Annotated in this window: 24 protein-coding genes; 1 reads left to right on the plus strand and 23 read right to left on the minus strand. The window is 70.8% G+C overall.

From position 1 onward, the window contains the following. Window position 1: 1 nt before the first annotated feature. The 3 genes from CLV30_RS23980 to CLV30_RS23990 form a co-directional block, all read right to left on the minus strand. Window positions 2-181 (minus strand): hypothetical protein, encoded by a 180-nt coding sequence (locus tag CLV30_RS23980; RefSeq protein ID WP_106539779.1) that lies wholly within the window; start codon window positions 179-181, stop codon window positions 2-4. A 178-nt stretch (window positions 182-359) separates the two neighbouring features. Further along, window positions 360-788: a hypothetical protein gene (locus CLV30_RS23985; RefSeq protein WP_106539780.1), complete on the minus strand. Its 429-nt coding sequence runs from the start codon at window positions 786-788 to the stop codon at window positions 360-362. Window positions 789-804: 16 nt separating this feature from the next. After that, window positions 805-1,074, minus strand: a complete 270-nt coding sequence (locus CLV30_RS23990) for a hypothetical protein (RefSeq protein WP_106539781.1) — start codon at window positions 1,072-1,074, stop codon at window positions 805-807. Between the two features lie 60 nt (window positions 1,075-1,134). Between CLV30_RS23990 and CLV30_RS23995 the strand changes: the two genes are divergently transcribed. Beyond that, on the plus strand, window positions 1,135-1,503 hold the full coding sequence (locus CLV30_RS23995) for a DUF732 domain-containing protein (protein WP_129711133.1): 369 nt from the start codon (window positions 1,135-1,137) through the stop codon (window positions 1,501-1,503). A 52-nt stretch (window positions 1,504-1,555) separates the two neighbouring features. On the opposite strand, the gene CLV30_RS24000 is transcribed toward CLV30_RS23995, so the two are convergent. The 20 genes from CLV30_RS24000 to CLV30_RS26765 form a co-directional block, all read right to left on the minus strand. Continuing rightward, window positions 1,556-1,876 (minus strand): hypothetical protein, encoded by a 321-nt coding sequence (locus CLV30_RS24000; RefSeq protein WP_106539783.1) that lies wholly within the window; start codon window positions 1,874-1,876, stop codon window positions 1,556-1,558. A gap of 86 nt (window positions 1,877-1,962) precedes the next feature. Continuing rightward, window positions 1,963-2,880 carry a major capsid protein gene (locus tag CLV30_RS24005; RefSeq protein ID WP_106539784.1) on the minus strand — a complete coding sequence of 306 codons (918 nt, stop codon included), beginning with the start codon at window positions 2,878-2,880 and terminating at the stop codon, window positions 1,963-1,965. A gap of 11 nt (window positions 2,881-2,891) precedes the next feature. Next, a complete protein-coding gene (locus tag CLV30_RS27095; RefSeq protein WP_106539785.1) occupies window positions 2,892-3,752 on the minus strand; it encodes a hypothetical protein in 861 nt (286 codons plus the stop codon). Window positions 3,753-3,896: 144 nt separating this feature from the next. After that, the gene (locus CLV30_RS24015) at window positions 3,897-4,988 is read right to left on the minus strand and encodes a phage minor capsid protein (protein ID WP_106539786.1); all 1,092 of its coding nucleotides are present in this window, start codon (window positions 4,986-4,988) and stop codon (window positions 3,897-3,899) included. Between the two features lie 3 nt (window positions 4,989-4,991). Further along, window positions 4,992-6,536, minus strand: coding sequence for a phage portal protein (locus CLV30_RS24020; RefSeq protein ID WP_106539787.1), 1,545 nt, complete (start codon window positions 6,534-6,536; stop codon window positions 4,992-4,994). Window positions 6,537-6,603: 67 nt separating this feature from the next. After that, window positions 6,604-6,861, minus strand: coding sequence for a hypothetical protein (locus tag CLV30_RS24025; RefSeq protein ID WP_106539788.1), 258 nt, complete (start codon window positions 6,859-6,861; stop codon window positions 6,604-6,606). Next, window positions 6,858-7,106 carry a hypothetical protein gene (locus CLV30_RS24030; RefSeq protein WP_205741128.1) on the minus strand — a complete coding sequence of 83 codons (249 nt, stop codon included), beginning with the start codon at window positions 7,104-7,106 and terminating at the stop codon, window positions 6,858-6,860. The genes CLV30_RS24025 and CLV30_RS24030 overlap by 4 nt, the downstream gene beginning before the upstream one ends. A 66-nt stretch (window positions 7,107-7,172) precedes the next feature. Then, the gene (locus tag CLV30_RS24035) at window positions 7,173-7,382 is read right to left on the minus strand and encodes a hypothetical protein (RefSeq protein ID WP_106539789.1); all 210 of its coding nucleotides are present in this window, start codon (window positions 7,380-7,382) and stop codon (window positions 7,173-7,175) included. Between the two features lie 21 nt (window positions 7,383-7,403). Continuing rightward, a complete protein-coding gene (locus CLV30_RS24040; protein WP_106539790.1) occupies window positions 7,404-8,633 on the minus strand; it encodes a PBSX family phage terminase large subunit in 1,230 nt (409 codons plus the stop codon). A 9-nt stretch (window positions 8,634-8,642) separates the two neighbouring features. Beyond that, window positions 8,643-9,218 (minus strand): GTP cyclohydrolase I, encoded by a 576-nt coding sequence (gene folE / locus CLV30_RS24045; protein ID WP_106539834.1) that lies wholly within the window; start codon window positions 9,216-9,218, stop codon window positions 8,643-8,645. Next, complete coding sequence (locus tag CLV30_RS24050; protein WP_205741129.1) at window positions 9,218-9,952, minus strand: 7-carboxy-7-deazaguanine synthase QueE; 735 nt, start codon at window positions 9,950-9,952, stop codon at window positions 9,218-9,220. The genes folE and CLV30_RS24050 overlap by 1 nt, the downstream gene beginning before the upstream one ends. Beyond that, entirely contained in the window at window positions 9,949-10,395 is a 447-nt protein-coding gene (locus CLV30_RS24055; RefSeq protein WP_106539791.1) for a 6-pyruvoyl trahydropterin synthase family protein, read from the minus strand. The genes CLV30_RS24050 and CLV30_RS24055 overlap by 4 nt, the downstream gene beginning before the upstream one ends. Beyond that, a complete protein-coding gene (locus CLV30_RS24060; protein ID WP_106539792.1) occupies window positions 10,392-10,760 on the minus strand; it encodes a hypothetical protein in 369 nt (122 codons plus the stop codon). The genes CLV30_RS24055 and CLV30_RS24060 overlap by 4 nt, the downstream gene beginning before the upstream one ends. After that, entirely contained in the window at window positions 10,751-11,629 is an 879-nt protein-coding gene (locus CLV30_RS24065; RefSeq protein WP_106539793.1) for a hypothetical protein, read from the minus strand. Before CLV30_RS24065 ends, CLV30_RS24060 begins: the two co-directional genes overlap by 10 nt. Next, window positions 11,626-12,423 (minus strand): ParB N-terminal domain-containing protein, encoded by a 798-nt coding sequence (locus CLV30_RS24070; protein WP_205741130.1) that lies wholly within the window; start codon window positions 12,421-12,423, stop codon window positions 11,626-11,628. The genes CLV30_RS24065 and CLV30_RS24070 overlap by 4 nt, the downstream gene beginning before the upstream one ends. Then, window positions 12,401-12,802 (minus strand): hypothetical protein, encoded by a 402-nt coding sequence (locus tag CLV30_RS24075; protein ID WP_106539794.1) that lies wholly within the window; start codon window positions 12,800-12,802, stop codon window positions 12,401-12,403. Before CLV30_RS24075 ends, CLV30_RS24070 begins: the two co-directional genes overlap by 23 nt. Window positions 12,803-12,890: 88 nt before the next feature. Next, window positions 12,891-13,154: a hypothetical protein gene (locus tag CLV30_RS24080; RefSeq protein WP_106539795.1), complete on the minus strand. Its 264-nt coding sequence runs from the start codon at window positions 13,152-13,154 to the stop codon at window positions 12,891-12,893. A gap of 205 nt (window positions 13,155-13,359) precedes the next feature. Next, window positions 13,360-13,776 carry a hypothetical protein gene (locus tag CLV30_RS24085; protein ID WP_106539796.1) on the minus strand — a complete coding sequence of 139 codons (417 nt, stop codon included), beginning with the start codon at window positions 13,774-13,776 and terminating at the stop codon, window positions 13,360-13,362. An 80-nt stretch (window positions 13,777-13,856) separates the two neighbouring features. Then, complete coding sequence (locus CLV30_RS26760) at window positions 13,857-14,027, minus strand: hypothetical protein (protein ID WP_165358771.1); 171 nt, start codon at window positions 14,025-14,027, stop codon at window positions 13,857-13,859. A 38-nt stretch (window positions 14,028-14,065) separates the two neighbouring features. Next, complete coding sequence (locus CLV30_RS26765; protein ID WP_106539797.1) at window positions 14,066-14,794, minus strand: metal-dependent hydrolase; 729 nt, start codon at window positions 14,792-14,794, stop codon at window positions 14,066-14,068. Window positions 14,795-14,797: the final 3 nt, after the last annotated feature.

Genomic DNA, 14,797 nt, shown 5'->3' on the forward strand with positions numbered 1-14,797 from the left:
ATCAGCGGGCCTCCAACTTGGTCTTGAGCTGGTCGACGGTCATGGCCCACGCCTCATACGAGGGCACGCCGCGGCGGATGGCCAGCGCCACGAGCTCGGGCCTGGTGTCCGGCAGCGCGGGCGCGGCCGGCTTCGCGGCGGCGGGTTTGGCCGCCGGTTTCTGGGCAGGCTTGGTCGCCATGTCGTGTCTCCTCGACGCGGGGTAGGGATGTGGGCGGGACGCAGGTCGCGTCATGGCAGGGAGGAAAGGAACCGGCGTGAAACTCCCCGACGCGGCCTTCGCACGTCACCGTGGTGGTTCGTGCCTTTGCCGGCGCGCGTTGACGCCCCGCCCACAGGACTGTGGGGTGACGCGTTCGTCACCAGTTGTGCAGCGGCTCGCCGTGGAGCACGCCCGCGGTGACCAGGACCGTGGCAGCGTCAGGGCACAGGGTGTCCAGCGCCCGCGCCCGAGCATCAGCGGCCGCGGCCCCGCCCGCGTAGGACAGGCTGGCCGACCCGATGCCCTTCGACGTCACCGCCGTCTGCTTGGCCCCGGCCGTCCCGCCTGTCGGGTCGATCCCGGCGGCCGCCCACGACGCCGCCTGGGCGCACGTGGCGTCGGTGAACGCCTGCCGCAGGCCGGTGTCCGACGGGTACCCGTCGGCGTCGGTGGCGTACACCGCGGTCCTGGTCTTGCGCCGCACCAGCAGCGACGCAGACCGCAGCAGCGCGGCGACGTTCGCCGGTACCGGGTCGATCCCCCACGGCGACGCTGTCAGGTCGGTTTCGGTGGCGTAGGTCAGCACGAGCCCTCCTCAGGGGTCAGATGACCTCGACGCCGAGGTCACGCACGAACGCGGCCAGGTCCTCCGGGGTGGGCGCGGTGACGCCATGCGTGGTGGCGAGCTCGTCGACCTCGGTGGTCGTGGCTGTCGGCCGGGACGCGCCAGCGACCGCGAGGGCCGCGTGGACCTGCGCGACGGCGGCCAGGTCGGCCGGAGCCCAGTAGGGATAGCCGGCGGCGTCACGTTCGGTCGCGTCCGCCTTGGCTAGCTCGGCGAGCGTCGCGGCCTCGGCGCGGTGGTCAACCATGAGATGCCTCCTGGTGCGCGGATAGCCACCCGTCAGGGGCGGGTGACACCATGGCGCGCTATGCGCATCGTGAGGGGGGCGGCCGCTGCCGCCGTGGTGGTCCTGCTGGCCGGATGCTCGAGCGACGATGAGCCTGATGCCGAACAGTCACCGGATGAGACGCCGGCGGCTGCCGAGGAGACACCGGAACTGACGTTCGCGGACCGGGCGCGTGAGCTGCCGGGTGGGTCGCTGTCTGGCGACGACCAGGCCGTGGAGGACCTGGCTGGGCAGGTGTGCGACCGGTACGAGTCGCTGCCGCCGGAGCAGGCCGACACGATGATGCTCGGCCAGCTGACCGACCTGGGCGCGTTCGAGGACGAGCAGTCCGCCCGCGGCTTCGTGGAGCTGGCCATCGGGGAGTTCTGCCCCGACGTCGCAGCGTCATGACCCAGACTGTGGCCGGTCACCCCCCGTCGGTGACCGGCCACAGTGGCTCGGGTCAGCTCTGGGTGGAGTGCGGCCCGGTGACGATGCTGGACCGGTTCTTGCCCTCGGCCTCGGCCTCGAGCACCCGGGTCACCTCGTCGGGGTTCTCGGTGTTGGCCAGGTACTCGTTGACGTCGTCCACGTTGTGCTCGGCCGGGTCGAACAGCCCGTCCGGCTCGCCGGTCGTGGACTCGCTGTCCGGCTGGTCGGCCGCCCGCTCCTCGGGCTCCGGGTCGGCCTCGATGCGATCCCAGTTCGGCAGCCTGTCCAGCCGTGCGCTGGGCTTCTGGTACGACACCACGTCGTCGGTGTTGCGGTTCCGGTACGTGTACATGGTTGCTCCGTGTTCTCGGGATGGGCACCCTGGACGATGGGGCTCGCCCGGCGTGCGGGCGAGCCCCACCACTCACCGGGGACGGGTCAGGTCTGGTCCGGGCCCTTGATGAGCACGGCGCGGGCGGAGTCGAGGGTCTTCACCCCGTACAGGCAGTCGACGGACACGATGTCGCTCTTGGTGTCCATGTCGTAGTCCATGATCACGCGCAGACCGAAGCCCTTGTACGAGGCGATGGCCGCGTTCTGCGCCCCGCGGGGCAGCGCCAGCGGCCGGGTCGCCAGCGCGACCGCGGTGCGGTGGAACCCGACACCCACCTCCGTGGTGGGCTCACCGATGGCCGGCGACGACGCGGGCGGCTCGATGTTCTGCGTCATGTACGGGTCGAAGCCGAACAGCCGGCGGCCAAGGTTGGCCTCCCGCAGACCCTCGGTGTCGCCGCGGGCGTCGGACCGGTTGAGCAGGTCGTCACCCATCCACGACGCCGAGATGGTCGGCCCGACGATGGCGCGCCGCTCCGTCGTCGGCACGTTGTTCAGGTTGAGCACCCGGCCCGCGTCGATGGTGGTGCGGGGGTTGCTCCAGTCGTACAGGTTGTCCCCGGCCACCACGCCGACCTCGGCGGTGACGTCGTTGCGGAACGCCAGGATGTCCCGGTCGATCTTCTGGCTGATGGCCTCCATCGCCGGGTCGAGCAGCTGCTCGCTGAAGTCCTCGATGTCCAGCGTCATCTGCTTGCTGGTGACCGAGAACGACACGTCGGCGAAGTGGTTGAGCACCACCGGGATGCCGTTCTCTGTGGCGTCCTGCACGTTGATGCTCGTGCCGTTGTACTCGTCGGCCGTGAAGACCGCCGGCTGGCGAATGGTGATGGTGTCACCGACCTTGGCCACGAACTCCTGCTCGTAGTCGCGGTGCACCAGCGGCGCCATGACGGTGGTCTCGTACAGGTTGGCCAGCGCCCTCGTGGCGATGACCTGGGGGGTGAGGAACGAGTTGGGCATGTGTGTTCACCTCAGGATGGGTCGTGGGAGAGCTTGCGCGCCTTCGACCGCGCCTTGCGCTGCTCCTCGACGGACAGTTGGTTGGGCGGTGAGCTGTCGCCGGACCCGCCGGTGAAATCGCCACCTGTCTTGGCCGGGGGCTCCTGGCCCTGGACCTTGAACTTCGGCTCGTCCTCGACGGTCTTCTTGACGAGCTCACGGAGCTTGTCGTTGAAGTCCTCCGCGGACGGGTCGAGCTTTTCGAGCTTTTCCACGAACGACCGCGAGTCCGTCAGGGCCTCGGGGTCCGCGCTGTACTTGCCGGCCGCCTTGAACACGGCCAGTTCCACCAGCGCCGACCGGTGCGCTGACTTGGTGGAGTCCAGCTCCTCAGCCAGCTTCGCCGGGTCCGGCGGGGTGTCGTCTTCCTTCAGACCGAGCGCCTTCGCGATCCCGTCCAGGGCGTCGTTGTACTTCTTCTCGACCTGGGTCTTGCTGGTGCGGTGGTCGCCGGCTTCCTTGCGGGTGTCCCGGATGAGCTTCTGCGCCCACTCGGGTAGGTCTTCGACCTTGTCCGGCCCGCCGGACCCGCTGCCGTCGCCGGTGCCCTGGCCGCCGGTGTCACCACCGGTGCCGCCCTGGCCACCATCAGCTCCGCCGTCACCGCCTGTCCCGCCGGAGGCTCCGCTGTCGCCGCCCTGGCCGCCGTCCCCGGACCCGCCGGAGTCGCCACCAGAACCGGAGCCGGATCCTCCGCCGTCGTCGCCTCCGGAGCTACCTCCGGACCCGCCGCCATCCGGCCCATCGGTGTCGAAACCGATCACGGGGCCGGAGCCGAACAGGCGCAGGCCGAGAGCCCGGGTCATGCGGTTGAAGCTGGTGCTGTTTCCCATGTCGTTGCCCTCCTGGGGCGGTGAGTGCCCGCGCCAGGCGGGCCAGCTGACGGTGTGCCGATACGTGGGCGGGCCTGCCGCCCACGGAGAAAGACCGAGCAGCCACCGGGGGGCTGGTGGCTGCTCGGACGTGTGTGTGCGCTCCTACCGGGCGCGGCCGATCTGCTCGCGGTGCCGCTGCCGTTTCAGCGCCTCGTGTGACGCGAGGTGGTCACGGAGCGCGCCCTGCCACTGGCGGACCTTCGCGCCCGCGCGTGCGCGCGCGTGCTCGGTGAGCGCGCCGGCCTCGCGGCGTTTCCACTCCCGGATGCGCCGCTCGATGGCGCGTTGCCGCTGCTGCTGCTCGTACCCGTCCGGCTCCGAGCTGCCCCGCGGCGTCGTCAGGCCCGGCATGTACGCGGACACCGAGTGGCGGCAGTTCGGGTGGAACAGCCCGGCGCGGCGCGCCTCGTCCAGCGAGCCGTCGACGTCGACGGTGACCGGCTCGCCCGTGGCCGGGTTGACCGCTGTCACCCGGCCAGCGCCGCCGGACGTGGACAGCACCTTCCCCTCGTACGGGCGGCACAGCGGGCACTCGCGTGGACTGTCCGACACGATCACCAGGTCCAGCCCGGAACCTGTCAGGCGGTCCACGTGAGCGTCGACGGCCGCCCGCCCGGTCGCGGTGCGCACGGCCATCTCGACGTAGGAAGCGAGGTCCCACCCGCGTCCCGCCCGGTCCACGAACCCTGTGACGCCACGCGCCACGAGCTGGTCGATGGCCCGCTGAGCGGCCTCACGACGGGAATCCGCACCGAGGAGCACCCCGCCGGACGCGGCCGCGATGACGTCGCGGTACACGCCCAGCGCCCACGGCAGGAGCCGCGTATGCGCCTCCTGCACGCTCGTCACCGTCTCGGCCGCGAGCGCGGCCACGCCCGCCGAACCGGGCACCCTGCCCGCCGGGTCGCCGGCCGCGTCGCCGAGCTCGTCGACGGCCGCCCGGTCACCGATGTTGGCGGCCTGCTCGACCGCGGCCGCCACTGTCCGGGCGGACTCCTGCGCTAGCTGCTCGGCGACCTGCTCCACGTGGCGGCGCAGCTCCCGCACCGCGGCGAGCTGGTCACCGATCTCCTCGTCTCGGAGGTCACGCGCCACCAGCCGGGCGATGCGTTCGATGAGGACCCGCTCCGCGTCCAGGTACAGCGCGGCCGTAGCCCGAGCCAGGCCCGCGGCCTGGTCGGGGGACACGGCCACGGCCTACTCCTCCTCGGTGGCGGCACCGCCGAGGGTGATCGGGTCGGGCACCGACCGGCCCGACTCGGCTGCGATCTTCGCGGCCTCCGCATCGATCTGCGTGTCGTCCCAGTCCGGGTGGAGCATCGCCACGCGGGTCCTCGTCGACGCGGCCTCGGCAGCCGTGATGAGTTGGAGGGTCTTGGCCTGCACCTCGGGGTGGTCGGTGGTGCCGTCCGGCCACTCGATCTGCAACCCCTCCGGGGTGACGGCTCGGCGGAATCGGGCCGCATCCAGCTGAAGGATGATGCTCCACAGTCGCCGGAGCTGCGGCCGCCAGTAGTTGACCTTCCGGCCGCGAGTCGTGAACGACTTGTTCTCCCGCGTCCGGACCTCCGTCGCGGTCATCGCGTTCGCGGTCTCGGTGCTGTCGCCGAACGTCTGCATCGAGTAGCCGGCCGACTGCACGATCTGCGAGGTGAGCGCGTCCACCGTGGACTGGTGCTCCTCCACCCTGATCTTGAATTGGTTGAGGGTGAGCCCGCCTTCCGAGGTGGGCGGCATGGCCAGGGCCTCGTACACCTCACGTTCGGCGTTGAACGCCGCGCCTTTGCCGGTGCCGAGGTCGTCGAGGTAGGCCTCCGGGACGATGATCCGCGCCTTCGCGAGGCGCAGGTCCCGCATCCACGACGTCCACGTCTCGTCGAGGGCGTCCAGCATCGGTTCCAGGGTGGAGTAGTCCGACCTGCCCAGCGGCGAGCCGCGGAGGACCCTGTTCGGGCGCATGTTCGGCACGTACACCACCGACAGCCCGTCGACGTCGGTGGTGATGCCGCCCTGCTCGTCGACGAGGACCGCGAACGCCTCGGTGTCCGGGTGGTCCTCGAGCGGCACCATCGTGCCGAGCCGGTCGCTGGTGCCCTTGTACAGGCCGTGGTACACGCGGCCGCGCTCGTGGCGCTCGAGGTGCCGCCACACCTCGCTCGTCTTCTCGTCCTCCGCGACGACCCGCCAGAACGTGACCGCAGCGAGCCGGCCCCGGGTGAACTCCGGGACGGCCACGTCGGCCGGGATCACGTCGACGAGCGGGTGGTCCGCGACCGTCTCGTCCACGGAGCCGCGCAGGTACACGCCGCCGTATGCGGCGCAGGTCTCGCCGGCTTCCAGCAGCAGCGGGTGCATGCCGATCAGCTCGTCCGCGAGCTCGAGCACGCGGGTCTGCGTCTCCTTGTCGTCCGTGTGGAACTGCGGCGGCTCGGAGAACAGCAGGTCCGCGGAGGTCTCGGCGATGTCCCCGGCGAGCGGCACGTGCAGTTTCGGGTTCCGCTGCTGCCCGGACGACAGCGGCGCGCCCCAGAACCAGCGGGCGACCTTCCCGACGACGCCGCCGCGGTGCTGGCTGGGCCGGTCGAGCTGTTTCAGGTCCACACCGCCGGAGCTGTTGCCGCCGTACACCTCCGCGAGCTCATCCGGGTTGCCGGAGTACCAGGCTCCCCACTCGCGGAAGAGGCGCTGCTCGGGTTCGATGGCGCGGGGCGGCCACTGCTGGTCACCGATGGGCAGGGGCATCAGACCGTCGCCTCCGGGTGTCTGTGCTGGCGGGTAGGGGTGACAACCTGACGCCCCTGGGTAGCGGTCAGTCGCCGTCGCGGTCCCGGTCGGTGGGGTGCTCGATCGCCTCCGCGACACGGAGCATCCCGATGCGCTCGAACCAGGTCATGCCGTCCGACCACCAGGTGCTCAGCCGTGTCTGCCCGTCGACGTCGGTGACCTTCATGACGACGACAGCGCCACCAACCAGGTCGTCCGCCGCGAGGGTGCAGCGCATGCCGAGGGCGTCGACCACGGGACCGAGCGGCTGGGTGCCGTCCTCGTCAGGGCCGGCGGTGGTCACTGGCGGGACGCGACCACGGCTGCGCGGACGGCCCAGTCCTTGGCCTCGATCAGCTTGCCGAGGCTCGTGGTGACCTCCGGCCCGGTGAGGGCGACCAGGCGGTGCGCGAGGTCGTGGAACGGCTTCGAGACCTCGGCCAGGTGCGGCGGCAGGTGGCTGTAGTCGAAGTGGCGCAGCACGGCGGCCGTGGCGGGGTGCACGTCCGGGCCGTCGGTCCGGTTGTCGCTGGTGGTGTTGTCGTCCATGGGGTCTCCTCGGTGGATGCGCTGGTGGGCAGGGGCGTCAAGCTGTCACCCCTGGCTGAGCTGGGGTTACTCGCCCTTACGGACGATGGAGTCGTGCCACCGGAACTCGGCGACGACCTTCCCGGCCCGGTAGAACCGGGTCACGGAGGCCGTGCCGCCGCCGAAGTCGCCGTCGACGTCCTCGTTCTTCCACGAGTCGGCCAGCACCTCGTGCGAGGTGTCCCCGCCCGTGGTGACGACGTAGGTGGCCAGGTCACCGATCTCCTCGTACGGCATGGGTCTGCTCCGTTCCAGGTGTCAGGCGGCCATGCGGACGTGCCGCCGCCATAGATGCTCGGTGGATGCGATCGCGTACCGGCCACCGTCGAGCGAATGGTCGGCGGTCTTGATGGGCTTGTCCTCACCCCGCTCGGACGCCTTCGTGTCCCACGAGTAGCCGGGGGCCTCAGCGATCCAGCCGGCGCACCGGTCAGCGATCTTGAGGTTGTCCGTGGCGAGCAGGGACGCGACGGTGCGGATGCCGTGGCCGACATCGTTGGCCGCGGCCGCCACCCGGCGGAGACCGTCGTGGTAGAGCTGCGCCCGGAACGACGCGGCCGCCGGGTCGAGGAACACCCACTCGATGCGGGGCTCCTGCGCGTGCCCGGGCAGGTGCCGCGACTCCATCCAGTCCCGGAACTGCGCGGATTGCTGCGCGTCGGTCAGGGACTGTTGCACGAGGGCACGGTCGTAGCGCCACTCGTCGACGAGGTACAGCGAGTCGTCCCCGCCGAGCCCCAGGAGCAGCCCGGCGGACGTGGTGGACGTGCCGTGGTCCAGCCCGACACCGAACAGGCGACGCATGACGGGCAGCTCGTCCCACCGGATGACGTGCCGGTCCGGCTCCCACATGTCGTACACCGCGCCCTCGGCCGACACCCACTCGCCGAGGATGAACCGCTTGTGCCACAGGCCCGTGTACTCGACCGCCTTGGCGTCGATGTACGCCTTGGATAGGCCCGGGTTGTCGGCCATGACGAAGTGCCACACCCGCCACCCGAGGGTGCTGGCGCGGTCCAGGAACTTCGTCTTCAGCCAGTGGTTCGGGCTGTCCGGGTTGGTCGTGCCGAACAGTTGCGCCCCGTCGACGGACAGCCGGCCGAGGAGCGTCACCCAGAACGACTCGGGCACGAGCGTGACCTCGTCGACGTACGCCCCGGCCAGCGTGATGCCGCGGATCTTCGGCTCGGCCTTCGCGTCGTTCGCGCCGAGCACGTGCACCAGGCGGCCCATCACCGTGGCGGTGGGCGCCCCCGGCTGCCAGGTGATGGCACGAGGGTCGATCTGCTCGATCACGTCGAGGACGTTCCGCCCGATCGTGTCCCTCGTCTTGCCGATCATGGCGAGCGGCCCGGGCGGGGCAGCGTGCACGTACCGCAGCCACCGCAGGATCGACGCGATGGTCTTCCCGGACCGGATGGAACCGTGCCAGATGTTGACCGGTGCCGTCGCCTCACGGATGCTCGCCCGCTGTTTCGACGACAGCACGCGGGCCTCCTACCGGGTGAGGGCCATGAACTCGCTCCGCATCGCCGGGTCGGTGCGGAGCTGACCGGCGAGGTGGCTGGTCACCATCTCCGCGCCGGTGGCCCTGGCCCCGCGGTGGGTCATGCACGAATGCGCCGACCGGATGACGCAGCCGGCGGCCCTGGTGTCGAGGTGCCGGGTGAGCGCGTCGACGACCTGCTGGCCGAGGCGTTCCTGCACCTGCGGGCGGGCCGCGTACTCCTGCACGACGCGGGACAGCTTGGACAGGCCCACGATCCGCGCCCCGGCGCTGGGGAGGTACCCGACGGTGGCTGTGCCGGTGAACGGGAGCAGGTGGTGCTCGCACACGGAGATGAACGGCACCGCGGTGACGACGATCAGGCCCGGGTCGTCGGACTCGGGCGGGAACGTGGTCTTGAGGTGCCGGTCCGGGTCGACGTGCTGCCCGGCGGTCATCTCGGTGAGCGCCTGCACGAGCCGGCGGGGCGTGTCTCGGCTGGCGTCGCTGTCGGGGTCGTACAGGCCGAGCTGGCCGAGCATGAGCGCCGCCGCGTCCACGGCCGGCGAGTTGGCGGTGGTGGTCATCAGCGGCTCCGCTCGTTCGGCCACAGCAGGGCGTGCAGGCGGGGCGTCAGGTTCCACCCCATCCGCAGCAGGTACGGGTCGGTCAGCAGGTCGCGGGCCGACGCGAGGAGCTGTCCGGGCTGGGTGCCTTCGGGCATGATCCACACGGCCCGGGCCGGGACGCTGTAGCGGCGCACGATGTCTCGTACGTCCTCGAGGTCGTCCCGGTCGGTGGCCACGAACTTGAACACGGCGCGGCCGTCCCGGGCGAGCGCGGCGAACTGCTTGAGCGCGCCGGGGCGGAGGGTGCGTTTCTCGTCCATGCCTGCGTGCGCGAGCTTCGGGGACACGTTGAACCGGACCCGCGGCCGCTGGGTCAGCTCGTCGGTGGGCGGGATGGTGCCGTTGGTCTCGACCTCGACGTCCTGGTCCAGCTCGTCCAGCCCGTCCAGCAGGGCCGCCATGCCGGGGCGGCGCTGGTGCATCAGCGGCTCGCCACCGGTCAGGACGGTGAGGCTGACGGGCTCGCCGGATGCGGCCACAACGTCGAGCAGGTCGCCGGCGGGCCGGTCGGTGATCTCTGCCTCGAGGTCGTGGCGGGTGGCGTCCCACGAGTACGGGGTGTCGCACCAGGAGCACGAGAGGTTGCAGTGGCCGAGGCGGATGAACGTCGCGGGGCGGCCGGTGGAGGGTCCTTCGCCTTGGATGGTGGGGCCGAAGACCTCCACGGTCGGCAACGTCGGTGTGTCGGTCACGCTGACCACCCGGCCTCGTTGACGTGGGTCTCCCGCACCCGAACGTGTGTGACGTCGGCGGAGGCGTCCAGGCTGTCCAGGATCAGCGTCGTGACCCGCGCCAGCAGCAGGGCGGCGCTCTCGACGGTCGGCCACGACAGGTCGCGGGTGTAGGCGTCCCAGCCGATGACGTACACCTTGGAGCCCATGTCGCGGAGCAGCGGCACCAGCGGGTCGTCGTGGCCGAGCATCGCGCCGTGGTCCAGGTGGGTGTCGATCCAGTCGCGCAGCTCGGCCTTGAGGCGGCCGAACTCCACGACCGTTCCCACCTCGTCGATGGGGCCGGCGACTGTGATGTCGGCCCACCAGGAGTGGCCGTGGAGGTTCTGGCACTTCCCGGCCAGCGGCGGGAGGCGGTGCGCGGTCTCGAAGTTGTGCCGCACCGTCACCGTGTGGAGGGTCACTGGTCCTGGTCCTCTCCGGTCGTGATGGTGGCCCAGAACTCGCCGTCCTCGGACCAGCGCACCGTCGCGACGTTGACGATGGGGGCCAGCGCGACGGCGAGCTGGCGGGCGAGCGTTTCGCAGGACCTCGCCCCGTAGTCGACGAGGCCGGTGTCGGTGTCGTGGCCGAGGCGGCGCGCCTCGGTGTCGACGAGGTGGGCGAGGTCGTGGAACTCGACGTCGCGTTCGTCGTGTCCGACCCGGGCCTCCACGTCGATGTGGAACAGGTGTCGGTGCGCGCACCGCAAGTACGACCGGTCGCCGTGCGCGTCGGGCCAGTTGTGCAGCCCGGGCACGGTGACGCGGGCTCCGATGGTCACGGCCATGGGTGGGTGTCCTCCCGGGCGGCGTCGATGGTGTGCTGTACGGCCATGGCCGTGTTGCTGATGATCTGGACGCCGCGCTCGTACTCGTCCCGCGAGTACCACATGTCGGGTGGGAAGTCGGCGAAGTGGTCGAGCAGCGCCCACGAGTGCCACGACTTGAGCCACCGCAGCCCGGTCAGCCACGACGACGAGTCGCACGAGCCGCGGTACGGCATCGCGAGGGTGGTCGGGCTGGGTGAGACGCCGAGCAGGTGGGTCCAGAGGTACGGGTACGCCTTGGCGCGCTCGGCCATCGTCCAGACGAGGCGCATCCGTGTGGGTGCCGGTGCCTTGACGAGGTTCCCGAAGCACAGCCGGTCGTACTCGCCGGCGAGGGTGTCGTAGTAGTCCCAGCCGTCGAGCATCGGGTGGTACACGGGCATCGGCGTGATGCCGAGCTCGGTCTCGATGCGGGCGCGGGTGCGCGGCTTGTGCTCCACGCCGCCCTGGTCCAGCTCGATGACGCCCCACAGCCGGTCGGCGTACCGGTCGACGATCTGGGCGTAGCGGTCCCACAGGTCGTCGAACCCGTCGATCTCCTCCGGCGGCATCGACAGGCCGTCGTCGTGGGACACCTCGTGGGCCCGGGCGTGCGACATGGCCAGGTTGAAGATGCCGGAGTCGAGCAGGACGGCGCGCTCGTCGCACAGCCGGTCGAGGATCGTGGCGTCCTTGTCGTTCTCGATCTCGTTGACGGCGACGAGGACGTGCGGCTGCTGGCTCTGCGCGATGTGGTCGATGTCGCCGGCGAGGAAGTACGTCCACGTCGCGTCGGGGTCGTACTTCCCGCCGCTGGTGGGCTTCACCCCGTCCGGTAGCTGCCGGGTCATGCGGTGGCCCCGGCGTCGAGTTCCACGGTCTCGTCGGGGAACGCTGCCCGGTGCTTGTCGAGCAGGTGCCCGGCGAGGAACAGGTTCGGCTGCACGAGCAGGAACGGCGTCTCGCGGGCCTCGGTGGTGGTGGTCAGGTACGGCTCCGGGTACGGCGCGAACACGGTGCCGTCGGTGAGGCGGTCGGCCCACAGGTGGTGTTCGTCGCGGAGCCGGGCGATGACGAGGGTGTGGCGGCCGACGCGCCACACCTGCCCGCGGTGGACCTCGGTGGCCGGGTCGTCGAATGTGACGTCCGCGAGGGCGAGGCGTTCCCCGGTGGACGGGGCACGGTCGTCGTCCTCGTCGTCGTCGAGGTTGAGCGGGTCCGCGTCCGCGTTGCGCATCAGCTCGGCGAGCGCGTCGTCGTCGTACCCCGTGCCGTCCAGGTCAGGCAGGTCCTCGGTGAGCAGCGCGAGCAGCGCCTCGCTGTCGTACGTGCCGAGGTCGGACGTCCGGTTGTCGGCCGCCACGATCCGGGCGGCCGACACGTCGTCCACGTCCACCGTGACGGCCTTCACCGTCGACCAGTCGAGCTGCTTGGCCGCGTCGAGGGTGTGGTTACCGGCCAGCACCTCGAGCGGCCGCCCGGTCTGGCGGCCCGTGTTCACGATGATGGGCCGGTACTGCCCGTTGGCTGCGAGGGACGCCGCGATCGCGTCGACGTCGCCGCGGCGGGGGTTGCGGTAGTACCGGGCCAGCTCGGTCACGTTGAAGTCGACGACGGCGAGGTCATGCTCCGGGGTCTGCGTCACTGGTGGAATCTCCGATGAGCTGGTCGAGGAGCGTGGCCACGGCGTTCGTGGACGAGCTCGAGTCCGGGGTGTCCAGGCCGAGGTACTTGGCGCGGCGGTCCATGAGCTTGATGACGCGGTCGACCGCGCCCAGGTCGCCCCGGCGTGCCCGCGACCACAGGCCGAGGAGCATCGCGTCGAGCCGGTCGAGCTCCATGTCGCGGACCCGTTCGGCCGGTTCGCGGGTGATCTCCGTCAGGGCGTCCGAGAGGTCCTGCGCGACCTGCTCGTGGCTGATGTTGAGCTGCTTCGCGATGGCCCGGTACGAGCCGCCGGCCTCGCGTAGGTCGAGCACCTGCGCCATGCGTTCGCGGCGGGCCTTCGTGATGCGTTTCGCCATGGGTGGTTTCCCTCGCCTCCGGTCCCGGTTGTCAAGGGCCCGGGGTGTCAAGGGGTCTCGGTGTTGACGTGGGTCAGTGCCCGGCGGGCTATGTGCGGACTCCGGGGCGTGCGTGTTCGGCGTAGCGCAGGGTCCGCTCGGTGGCGGTGTGGAGGTCCACGTTCGCGGGGTCGAGCGGGCGGATGTGGTGACCGTCCGGGGCGTCGTCGTCCGGGTCGTCGGGCCAGCCGTCGTCTCCGTCGTCGGGGTGGACGTCGAGGAGCGCGTAGACGAGCTCGGACATGTCGCGCTGCATGAGGTGCAGTAGCCAGACGATGACGGCGATGCCGAGGATCACGACGGTGAGCAGCACGGTTCGTCCTCCGGGGCGGTGGGTGTGCCGGCCGTCCCGCCCAGGACCCCTCGAGGGCGGGACGGCCGGGGTCCTGGGGTGCCACGCAGTGGTGCGGGCATGAGAAAGCCCCCGAGCGGGTTGGCGCTCGGGGGCTGTGTGGGCATAGATCGCCCGTCGGGAATGAACTGTTACATATGTTCGAGCCGTTGCGCGAATGTGCTGGTCAGTGGGCGTGTCGTTCGACGGTGTGCACGTTTGTGGGCCTGGTCTCGATTGTGCCGGCGTCGGTGAAGATCGTCGTGTGTCCGGGCCGGTTCTGGGTGCTGGTGACAGTTCGGTTGCCGGTTCGGTGGTGGATGACGTCGCCTTCCTGGATGTCCTGGGCCGCCACGTCCAGCACTTCGACCACTCCGGCGCGCTCGGTGGTGAGTTCGAGAACGATCTGGTCGGCCTTGTGCCCGTGGACGCCGATCGTCTGGCTGTCGCCGATGTGGGCGGTCTCTACCTGCTCGCGCTCGTTGAACACGACGGTGAGGGTGCGGGGGCCTTTTCTGAACGTCATCGTGAGGCCGTCGGCGTCCTGGAGGCTGTGCCAGTCGTACGTGTTGGCGGTGGTGGTGATCCGTTCGCGTTCGGTCATCGTGGGTCTCCGTCTGCCGGGTTTGGTGTGCTGGTGATGACTGTGGCCCGCACGGTGTGTGCGGGCCACAGTGGGTTGGATCAGAACGGGACCTTGCCGCCGAGCTCGCGGATGCGGTCGCGGAGGGCGACGGCCTTCGTGAGGCTGCCGGTGGCGTCGCGCCCGTCGGCGTGCTTCTCGAGGGCGATCCAGCGCTGGCGCTTGAACTCGCGGATCAGGTCGTCCAGCGTGAGGTCTTCGAGCTGGGGCATGCTGTCCTCCTGGGGAAGTTGTGCTGACAGGGAAGACACTACATGCCGTCTAGACGTTTGTCTAGACGTTGCTGGTTGTCTGGCCACGCTGTCGTCCAGGGTTCCGGCATGGTCACGATGGTCGCGGCCGCGAGCGCGGCGATGCTGGCTGTGAGGGTCCACGCGACGACGGTCTCCCACCTGCCGCCCGTGTTCAGGTAGGTGAGGCGGAACCGGCGACTGGTGAGCGGAGCGAGCAGCGGCACGCCTCCGTCTGTCACGAAGTCCCCCGCTAGGTGCGCGGCCCACCCGATGGCGACGGCGGCGGGTAGCCACGTCAGGTCGAGGTCGGTGGCCACGGCCGCGAACGCGAGACCGACGGACGCGGCGAGGTTGGCGGGCCAGAACCGTTCCCACCGGCCGGGGATGAGGTCTTCACAGGCGACGAGGGCGAGTCCGACGAGCAGCGCCACGACGGCGACGGCGGCCCACCCGGCGTGGTTGACGGCCAGGTACGTCACCCCGCCGGCGGCCGCGGCCGCGAGGAGGGTGTGGGTGCCTTTGCGGTGCCCTCCGCACGCCCAGGCGGTGACCCGGCCGATGAGGCGGGTGATCGGTCCCCAGGTCTTGGCGGCTGTGCCGGAGTGGTGGTCGAGGTCGGGGAGCAGCGCTGCGCCGGCGGCCATGACCGTCCCGCCGGCGAGTTCGGCGGGACGGTCGGCGTGGACGACGGGCGCGAGCGCGAGCCATGCGGCCGCGCCGGTCAGGGCGTGGGTGTGGGCGAGCACGCG

Origin of the sequence: Haloactinopolyspora alba (assembly GCF_003014555.1) — a bacterium.
Lineage (GTDB): Bacteria > Actinomycetota > Actinomycetes > Jiangellales > Jiangellaceae > Haloactinopolyspora > Haloactinopolyspora alba.